13 protein-coding genes are annotated in these 8686 nt (G+C 71.2%); 11 read left to right on the plus strand and 2 right to left on the minus strand.

What is annotated here, in order from left to right; translation table 11 throughout:
• From A612_RS09205 to A612_RS09215, 3 genes are all read left to right on the plus strand, one after another.
• On the plus strand, nucleotides 1-254 hold a 254-nt coding region (locus A612_RS09205), incomplete at its 5' end, for an HAD family hydrolase (RefSeq protein ID WP_019374206.1).
• Nucleotides 254-640 (plus strand): Rieske (2Fe-2S) protein, encoded by a 387-nt coding sequence (locus A612_RS09210; RefSeq protein ID WP_019374207.1) that lies wholly within the window; start codon nucleotides 254-256, stop codon nucleotides 638-640. The genes A612_RS09205 and A612_RS09210, both read left to right, overlap by 1 nt.
• 25 nt (nucleotides 641-665) lie before the next feature.
• Complete coding sequence (locus A612_RS09215) at nucleotides 666-1715, plus strand: S49 family peptidase (RefSeq protein ID WP_040436480.1); 1050 nt, start codon at nucleotides 666-668, stop codon at nucleotides 1713-1715.
• A 15-nt stretch (nucleotides 1716-1730) separates the two neighbouring features.
• On the opposite strand, the gene A612_RS09220 is transcribed toward A612_RS09215, so the two are convergent.
• Both A612_RS09220 and A612_RS09225 read right to left on the minus strand, forming a co-directional pair.
• On the minus strand, nucleotides 1731-2513 hold the full coding sequence (locus A612_RS09220; RefSeq protein ID WP_040436481.1) for an SAM-dependent methyltransferase: 783 nt from the start codon (nucleotides 2511-2513) through the stop codon (nucleotides 1731-1733).
• A complete protein-coding gene (locus A612_RS09225; protein ID WP_019374210.1) occupies nucleotides 2510-3115 on the minus strand; it encodes a Maf family protein in 606 nt (201 codons plus the stop codon). The genes A612_RS09220 and A612_RS09225 overlap by 4 nt, the downstream gene beginning before the upstream one ends.
• A 26-nt stretch (nucleotides 3116-3141) precedes the next feature.
• Here A612_RS09225 and A612_RS09230 point away from each other — a divergent pair, with 26 nt between their 5' ends.
• The 8 genes from A612_RS09230 to A612_RS09265 all read left to right on the plus strand — a co-directional run.
• Complete coding sequence (locus A612_RS09230) at nucleotides 3142-3687, plus strand: YceD family protein (protein WP_019374211.1); 546 nt, start codon at nucleotides 3142-3144, stop codon at nucleotides 3685-3687.
• 125 nt (nucleotides 3688-3812) lie between these two features.
• Entirely contained in the window at nucleotides 3813-3995 is a 183-nt protein-coding gene (rpmF, locus tag A612_RS09235) for a 50S ribosomal protein L32 (protein WP_019374212.1), read from the plus strand.
• A 149-nt stretch (nucleotides 3996-4144) separates the two neighbouring features.
• Entirely contained in the window at nucleotides 4145-5200 is a 1056-nt protein-coding gene (gene plsX / locus A612_RS09240) for a phosphate acyltransferase PlsX (protein ID WP_019374213.1), read from the plus strand.
• Nucleotides 5200-6177: a beta-ketoacyl-ACP synthase III gene (locus tag A612_RS09245; protein ID WP_019374214.1), complete on the plus strand. Its 978-nt coding sequence runs from the start codon at nucleotides 5200-5202 to the stop codon at nucleotides 6175-6177. Before plsX ends, A612_RS09245 begins: the two co-directional genes overlap by 1 nt.
• A gap of 61 nt (nucleotides 6178-6238) precedes the next feature.
• Nucleotides 6239-7195 carry an ACP S-malonyltransferase gene (fabD, locus tag A612_RS09250; RefSeq protein WP_019374215.1) on the plus strand — a complete coding sequence of 319 codons (957 nt, stop codon included), beginning with the start codon at nucleotides 6239-6241 and terminating at the stop codon, nucleotides 7193-7195.
• The gene (gene fabG / locus A612_RS09255) at nucleotides 7192-7938 is read left to right on the plus strand and encodes a 3-oxoacyl-ACP reductase FabG (RefSeq protein ID WP_040436482.1); all 747 of its coding nucleotides are present in this window, start codon (nucleotides 7192-7194) and stop codon (nucleotides 7936-7938) included. Before fabD ends, fabG begins: the two co-directional genes overlap by 4 nt.
• A 106-nt stretch (nucleotides 7939-8044) precedes the next feature.
• Complete coding sequence (acpP, locus tag A612_RS09260; RefSeq protein WP_019374217.1) at nucleotides 8045-8284, plus strand: acyl carrier protein; 240 nt, start codon at nucleotides 8045-8047, stop codon at nucleotides 8282-8284.
• A 52-nt stretch (nucleotides 8285-8336) separates the two neighbouring features.
• A partial coding sequence (locus A612_RS09265; RefSeq protein WP_277422523.1) for a beta-ketoacyl synthase N-terminal-like domain-containing protein occupies nucleotides 8337-8686 on the plus strand: 350 nt, incomplete at its 3' end.

The following is an 8686-nucleotide window of genomic DNA, read 5'->3' on the forward strand; positions in this document are numbered from 1 at the left end:
CCGCCGACGAGACCGCCGGCAAGCCGCATCCCCTGATGCTGCAGGAGCTGATGGCCGAGTTCGACGTGGCGCCGCAGCGCACGCTGATGATCGGCGACACCACGCACGACCTGGAGATGGCGCGCGCCGCCGGGTGCGCTAGCGTGGGCGTGGGCTACGGCGCGCACAGCACGCGGGGCTTTGCCGAGCTGGGGCCCTTGTGCGTGGCGCATTCGGTACAGGAACTGCACCAGTGGCTGGAAGGAAACGCCTGATGCCCGGCCCCGCCGCCCCCGACACGGAGCGCATCTACCTGTGCGCCAGCGGCGAGCTCGTCGATGGCGGGCCGGCCGTTGCCTTCGACGTGGCCTACACCGGCGAGCGCCTGCGCGCCTTCGCGATCCGCTACCGGGGCCGGGTGCACGCCTACCTCAACCGCTGCACCCACGTGCCCATGGAGATGGACTGGCAGGAGGGGCGTTTCTTCGACGACACCGGCCGCTGGCTGTTGTGCGCGACGCACGGCGCGAGCTACGAGCCCGACACCGGCGCCTGCGCCTCCGGTCCCTGCCGCGGCAGCCTGGTGCGCGTGGAGCTGAGCGAAGAGGGCGGCGCCGTGCACTGGCATACTGCGCCCCTGCTGCAACCGCTGGCCTCGTGAGCCGAGGCCTCAACCCCCCGACACCATGACCGAGCCCACCCCCTCCCGCCCCGACGGTTCGCAGCCCGACCGACCCGCTCCGCCCGACCTGTGGGGGGCAGCGGCCGACCCCGGCAAGACCCGCCCCGCGCGCGGCGCCCAATCCCCCGGATGGGAGCGCGAGGTGCTGGAAAAGCTGGTGCTCGGCACCCTCGCCGAACAGCGCGCGGCGCGCCGTTGGCGCATCTTCTGGCGCTTCGCCTGGATCTTGCTCGTCGGCGCCCTCGTCTGGACCGTCGCCTCGCGCGACATCGCCGGAGCCGCCAAGAGCACGCCCCACACCGCGGTGGTCGACATCAAGGGCGAGATCGCTGCCGGCAACGAGGCCAGCGCCGAATTCGTCGTGGCCGCCATGCGCAGCGCCTTCGAGGATGCGGGCTCGCAGGCGGTGGTGCTGCTCATCAACTCGCCCGGCGGCAGCCCGGTGCAGGCGGGCATCATCAACGACGAGATCGTGCGCCTGAAGGCCAAGCACGGCAAGCCGGTGTACGCCGTGGTCGAGGAAACCTGCGCCTCGGCCGCCTACTACATCGCCGCTGCCGCCGACGACATCTTCGTGGACAAGGCGAGCATCGTCGGCAGCATCGGCGTGCTGATGGACGGCTTCGGCTTCACCGGCACCATGGACAAGCTGGGCGTGGAGCGCCGCCTCATCACCTCCGGCGAGAACAAGGGCTTCCTCGACCCCTTCAGCCCCATGAGCGAGCGCCAGCGCGAGTACGCCCAGGCGATGCTCGACCAGATCCACGCGCAGTTCATCGCCGTGGTGCGGGCCGGGCGCGGCGAACGCCTGAAGGACACGCCCGAGACCTTCAGCGGCCTGTTCTGGACCGGTCAGCAGGCGGTGGAACTGGGCCTCGCGGACGGGTTGGGCAACCTGGACTACGTGGCGCGCGAGGTGGTCAAGGCCGAGGAGGTCATCGACTACACGCGCCGCGACAACGTGGCCGAGCGCCTGGCGCGCAAGTTCGGCGCGGCAGTGGGCGCGGGCGCCATGAAGGCGATGGCGGCGCTGCAGGTGCCGCAGCTGCGCTGAGCGCGCCGCGCGGGCTCACGCTCCGATGGCGAACACCGCCGGCACCTGCCGGTCGGGCGGCTGCGCATCCGCCCGCCAGTGCTGCACGCGCCGGCTCTGCACCCGGGCCTGCGCCAGCGTCAGGCCCTGCGCCACCGCCAGGCGCGTGTCGGGCCGCAGCTGCTCCAGCAGGGCCTGCCACAGCGCCGGATTGCGGTAGGGTGTCTCGATGAACAGCTGGCTCTGCCCGGTGCGCAGCGCCAGCGCCTCGAGTTCGCGGATGCGCTGCGCGCGCGCCGCCGCCTCCTGCGGCAGGTAGCCGACGAAGGCGAAGTTCTGGCCGTTCAGGCCGCTGGCCGCCAGCGCCAGCAGCAGCGACACCGGCCCCACCAGCGGCACCACCCGCGCGCCTGCGTCGTGCGCGGCGCGCACCACCGAACTGCCCGGATCGGCCACGGCCGGCATCCCGGCCTCACTCGCCAGCCCCATGTCGTGGCCTGCGCGCAGGGGCGCCAGCAGCGCCGAGGCATCCGCCTGCGCGCTGCCCGGCCCGCCGTGGTCGCCCTTCTTGTGGATGGCGCGCGGCAGCTCGGCGATGTGCTGCTGCTGCAGGGGCGCGGCCAGCGGGTGCAGGGCCTCGATGCGCTTGAGGTAGGCGCGCAGGCTCTTGGCGTTCTCGCACACCCAGTGGGTCAGCCGCGCCGCCTGGCGCAGCGTGCCCTCGGGCAGCACTTCGCTCAGGGGCGCCTGCGCGTCGCAGCCGAAATCCAGCGGCGCCGGCACCAGGTAGAGCGTCCCCGGTGGGGTGTTCGCGCTCATGGCAGCGTCAGCCCGGCCGCGCGCAGCAGCCGGCAGGTGCCGATCAGCGGCAGCCCGATGAGCGCCGTCGGGTCGTCGCTGTCGATGGATTCCAGCAAGCTGATGCCCAGCCCCTCGCTCTTGGCGCTGCCGGCGCAGTCGTAGGGCTGCTCGGCGCGCAGGTAACGCTCGATCTCCGCGTCAGAGAGGTCGCGAAAGCGCACGCGCACCGGCGCCAGCTCCACCTGCTCGAAACCGATCCCGGCACACACCACCGCCACCGCCGTGTGGAACAGCACCACCTGCCCGCGCATGCGCTTCAGTTGCGCGGTGGCGCGCACGTGGTCGCCCGGCTTGCCCAGGGGCTCGCCGCCGAGGTCGGCCACCTGGTCCGAGCCGATGACCAGCGCCTCGGGCCGGCGCTGCGCGACGTCGCGCGCCTTGGCCAGCGCCAGGCGCCGTGCCAGCTCCCGCGGCGCCTCGCCCGGCCGGGGCGCCTCGTCCACCTCGGGCGCAGCAGTCTCAAAGGGCAGGCCCAGGCGCTCCAGCAGCTCGCGCCGGTAGCGCGAGGTGGAACCCAGGACCAGGGGGCGGGGCAGGGGGGGCGGGATCGGCGTCGGCATCGCGCGATTCTCTTACACTGCCCACCATGCCCAAGGAACACTCCCCAGACCGGCTGGACGTCAAGGCCTTCGCGCAGGCCGGGGGCCACCTGTCCGGCCACGACACCCTGCTGCGCTACCAGCGCCTGGCCGAGGAGGCGCAGGGCCTGCACCCAGACCTGCGCGTGGACTGGAGCGCCGATGGCCAGATCCGCACCACACACGGCATCGGCGGCCAGATCTGGTTGCGCCTGAAGGCCCAGGCCACCGTGCCGCTCACCTGCCAGCGCTGCCTGCAGCCGGTGGACGTGCCGCTGTCGGTCGAGCGGGAATTTCGCTTCGTCGCCGACGAGGCGACGGCCGAGGCGCTGGACGCCGACAGCGAGGAAGACCTGCTGGTCCTGAGCCGCGACTTCAACCTGCGCGAGCTGATCGAGGACGAGCTGATCATGGCGCTGCCCCTGGTGCCGCTGCACGAGAGCTGCCCCGTGGATGTGCCGATGGCCTCGAGCGACGAGGACTTCGAGGCGGCCAGCGCCGAGGTCCCCAACCCCTTCGCGGCGCTCGCGGGCCTGGGCAAGAAGACCGGATGACCGAGGCGCCTCGCCCCTTGGCGGGCATCCGCTATAATGGCGGGCTTCGCGCGAAACCCCTCGTGTCTTCAATGGGCTGATCGCGTTCTCATCCATCCAAACCCCTTCAAGCCCAGGAGCCGACCATGGCTGTTCAGCAAAACAAGAAGTCCCCTTCCAAGCGCGGCATGCACCGCTCGCACAACGCCCTCGACACGCCCGGCATCGCCGTCGAGCCGACCACTGGCGAGACGCACCTGCGCCACCACATCAGCCCCAACGGCTACTACCGTGGGCGCCAGGTGATCAAGAGCAAGAGCGAAGACTGAGCGCGCGCCCCGCACCGCGCTGTTTTCCGCAAGGCCCGCGGCTACGAATTCCGTAGCGCGGGCCTTTGTCGTTGGGGGCTGCCAAAATGGCGGCCCCATTTCCTGTCCTTTTCTTCCGTCCGCTTCGAGCGGCTCCAAGCAACCCGCCGATGATCACACTGGCTGTCGACTGCATGGGGGGCGACCACGGCCCCGACGTCACGCTCGCCGCGTGCCGCCAGTTCCTGAACCACCACCCCGAGGCCCGGCTGCTGCTGGTCGGGCGCCCCGAGCGCCTGCAGGGCTTCGCCCACGAGCGCGCCGAGGTCGTGCCGGCGTCCGAGGTGGTGGGCATGGACGAGCCCGTGGAGGCGGCGCTGCGGCGCAAGAAGGATTCCTCCATGCGCGTCGCCATCCTCCAGGTCAAGGAGGGGCGCGCCCAGGCGGCCGTGTCGGCGGGCAACACCGGCGCGCTGATGGCGATCGCGCGCTACCTGCTCAAGACGCTCGACGGCATCGACCGCCCGGCCATCGCCACGCAGATCCCGAACATGCGCGGCGGCGCCACCACGGTGCTCGACCTGGGCGCGAACGTCGATTGCACGGCCGAGCACCTGCTGCAGTTCGCCATCATGGGCTCGGCCCTGGTCTCGGTGCTCAACGACGACCCGCAGCCCCGGGTGGGCCTGCTCAACGTCGGCGAGGAAGCCATCAAGGGCAGCGAGGAGATCAAGCGCGCCGGGGAGCTGCTGCGCGCCGCGGCCGCGCGTGGCGATATCTGCTTCCATGGCAACGTCGAGGGCAACGACATCTTCAAGGGCGCAGCCGACATCGTGGTCTGCGACGGCTTCGTCGGCAACGTGGCGCTCAAGACCATCGAGGGTCTGGCGTCGATGATCGGTGGCTTCCTGAAGGAAGAGTTCTCGCGCAACCTCCTGACGCGCGCAGCTGCCGTGGTGTCCTACCCGGTGCTGGCGGCGCTCAAGCGGCGCATGGACCATCGCCGCTACAACGGTGCGGCGCTGCTCGGTCTGCGCGGCCTGGTCTTCAAGAGCCACGGCTCGGCCGATGCGCTGGCCTTCGAGCAGGCGCTCAACCGCGCGTATGATGCGGCCCGCAACAACCTGCTCGAGCGTGTGCGCACGCGGGTCGCGCATGCGGCGGTGCTGCCTGCGGCCCCCGACATGGCCAGCGTTCCGGGCGCGACACCGCCGTCCCCGCATTGATGACAGCCTATTCCCGTATTGTCGGCACGGGCAGCAGCCTGCCTGCGCGCCGAGTGAGCAACGCCGACCTGGTGGCCCAGCTGGCCGCCGACGGCATCGAGACTTCCGACGAGTGGATCGTCGAGCGCACCGGCATCCGCGCGCGCCACTTCGCCGAGCGCGACGTGGCCAGCAGCGACCTGGGGCTGGAGGCTTCCCGCCAGGCGCTGGCCGCGGCCGGCTGCGCGCCGCAGGACATCGACCTGATCATCGTCGCCACGTCCACGCCGGACATGGTCTTTCCCTCCACCGCCTGCATCCTGCAGCACAAGCTGGGCGCGCACGGCTGCCCGGCCTTCGACGTGCAGGCGGTGTGCAGCGGCTTCGTCTACGCCCTCACGGTGGCCGACGCCATGATCCGCGCCGGCACCGCGCGGCGCGCGCTGGTGGTGGGATCGGAAGTCTTCAGCCGCATCCTGGACTTCCGCGACCGCACGACCTGCGTGCTGTTCGGCGACGGCGCCGGTGCGGTGGTGCTGGAAGCGTCCGACGAGCCTGGCATCCTGGCCAGCGACCTGCACGCCGACGGCAGCCACGTGGGCATCCTGTGCGTGCCGGGCAACGTCTATGGCGGCCAGGTGCTGGGCAGCCCGCTGCTGACCATGGATGGGCAGGCAGTGTTCAAGCTGGCCGTAGGGGTGCTGGAAAAGGCCGCCCGCGCCGTGCTCGACAAGGCCGGGCTCACGGAGGCCGACATCGACTGGCTGATCCCGCACCAGGCCAACATCCGCATCATGCAGAGCACGGCGCGCAAGCTGAAGCTTCCCATGGACAAGGTGGTGGTCACGGTGGACCAGCACGGCAACACCTCGGCCGCCTCCATTCCGCTGGCGCTGGACCACGCGGTGCGCGCCGGCCAGGTCCGCCCGGGCCAGACGGTGATGCTTGAGGGTGTGGGCGGCGGCTTCACCTGGGGCGCAGTGCTGCTCCGGATGTAAGGGCCCCGGCCGCGCCGGCGGTGCGCGGCCTGCGGGTGGTTTTCATTGGGGACGAGGATCCATGGCAAAGAACTTCGCATTCGTATTTCCCGGACAGGGCTCGCAGTCGGTGGGCATGCTCGACGCCTGGGGCGACCACCCCGCCGTGCGCGAGACGCTGGCCGAGGCTTCCGCTGCCCTGGGCGAGGACGTGGGGGCACTGATCGCCGGTGGCCCGAAGGAGGCGCTGGCGCTGACCACCAACACCCAGCCCGTGATGCTGGTGGCCGGGGTGGCGGCGTGGCGCGCCTGGCGCGCCGAGGGCGGGGCGCTGCCCGCGGCCGTGGCCGGCCACTCGCTGGGCGAATATTCCGCGCTGGTCGCCGCCGGCGTGCTGACGCTCGCCCAGGCTGCCCCGCTGGTGCGCCTGCGCGCCGCCGCCATGCAGGAGGCCGTCCCCGTGGGCGCCGGCGCCATGGCGGCCATCCTCGGCCTGCCGGCCGAGAAGGTCATCGAAGGCTGCGCCCAGGCGCAGCAGGAATTTGGCGCAGGCTCCCCGGAGGTGGTCGAGGCCGTGAACTTCAACGACCCGGCCCAGACCGTGATTGCCGGCACCCGGGCCGGCGTGGACCGGGCCTGTGAGCTGCTCAAGGGCCTGGGCGCCAAGCGCGCGCTGCCGCTGCCGGTCTCGGCGCCCTTCCACTCCAGCCTGATGAAGCCGGCGGCCGAGCGGCTGCGCGCGGCGCTGGCGGAGCTCGAACTGGCGTCGCCGCAGTTCCCGGTGCTCAACAACGTGGACGTGGCCGCGCCGCAGGAGGCCGACGCCATCCGCGACGCCCTGTACCGCCAGGCATACCGGCCGGTGCGCTGGGTGGAGTGCGTGCAGGCGCTCAAGGCGCGCTTTGGCGCAACCCACATCGTCGAGTGCGGGCCGGGCAAGGTCCTCGCCGGCATGACCCGCCGCATCGACCCCGAGCTGGTCGGCGCGTCCCTGTACGACCCGGCGACGCTCGCCGAGACCAAGGAGCTGCTGGCATGAACGCCCCTGCAACCACTTCTCCCCGGATCGCGCTGGTGACCGGCGCCACGCGCGGCATCGGCGCCGCGATCGCCGCGGAGCTTGCCGCGCGCGGTTACACCGTGATCGGTACCGCCACCACCGACGAGGGCGCCGCGCGCATCGGCGCCGCCCTGGCGGCCCGCGGTGGGCGCGGCGTGCGCCTGGACGTCACCGACGGCGCCGCCGTCGAGGCACTGGTGGAATCCATCGCCAAGGAAGACGGCGGCCTGCACGTGCTGGTCAACAACGCCGGCATCACGCGCGACACGCTCGCCATGCGCATGAAGGACGCAGATTGGGACGCGGTCATCGACACCAACCTGAAGGCCGTGTTCCGCGCCAGCCGCGCCGCCATCCGCCCCATGATGAAGCAGCGCTTCGGGCGCATCATCAGCATCACCAGCGTGGTCGGCGCCTCGGGCAACCCGGGCCAGGCGAACTACGCCGCCGCCAAGGCGGGCGTGGCCGGGATGACGCGTGCGCTGGCGCGCGAGCTCGGCAGCCGCGGCATCACGGTGAACTGCGTGGCGCCGGGCTTCATCGCCACCGACATGACGGCCGAGCTGCCCGAGGAGCAGAAGAAGGCGCTGCGCGCGCAGATCGCGCTGGGCGAGCTGGGCCGTCCCGAGGACATCGCGCACGCCGTCGCCTACCTCGCGTCCGATGGCGCCGGCTACGTGACGGGCCAGGAGCTGCACGTCAACGGCGGCATGTACATGTGAGCACAGCGGTTTTGGGCCGGATCTTCCGCGCGGCCGGCCGCACCGGGGGAGCCTCCCCGAAGCGGCTAGAATCGCGGATTCATTCACAACCCCTTGAGGGAAACCCATGAGCGATATCGAAGCACGTGTCAAAAAGATCATCGCCGAGCAACTCGGCGTGGAAGAGTCCCAGGTCACCAACGAGAAGGCCTTCGTCGCCGACCTGGGTGCCGACTCGCTGGACACGGTGGAACTGGTGATGGCTCTGGAAGACGAGTTCGGCATCGAGATCCCGGACGAGGACGCCGAGAAGATCACCACGGTGCAAAACGCCATCGACTACGCCAACACCCACCACAAGGGCTGATCCCAGCCCGGGGGCGCGCCGCCCCGCCAGAACAGCTACAAGGTTTTCACGCATGAGCCGTCGTCGCGTTGTCGTGACCGGCCTGGGCTGCGTCACCCCCGTGGGCAACACGGTGGCAGACGCCTGGGCCAACATCCTCGCCGGCCAGTCCGGCATCGACCTCATCACCAAGTTCGATACGACGAACTTCGCCTGCAAGATCGCCGGCGAGGTCAAGGGGTTCGATCTGGACGCCTACCTGAGCGCCAAGGATGCGCGCACGATGGATGCCTTCATCCATTTCGGCATCGCCGCGGCCGAGGAGGCCGTGCGTGACGCCGGCCTGCCCACGGGCGAGGCGCTGGACGAAGAGCTGGCCACGCGCATCGGCTGCATCATCGGCTCAGGCATCGGCGGGCTGCC

This window comes from Melaminivora alkalimesophila, assembly GCF_000282995.1.
Classification (GTDB): Bacteria; Pseudomonadota; Gammaproteobacteria; order Burkholderiales; family Burkholderiaceae_C; genus Melaminivora; species Melaminivora alkalimesophila.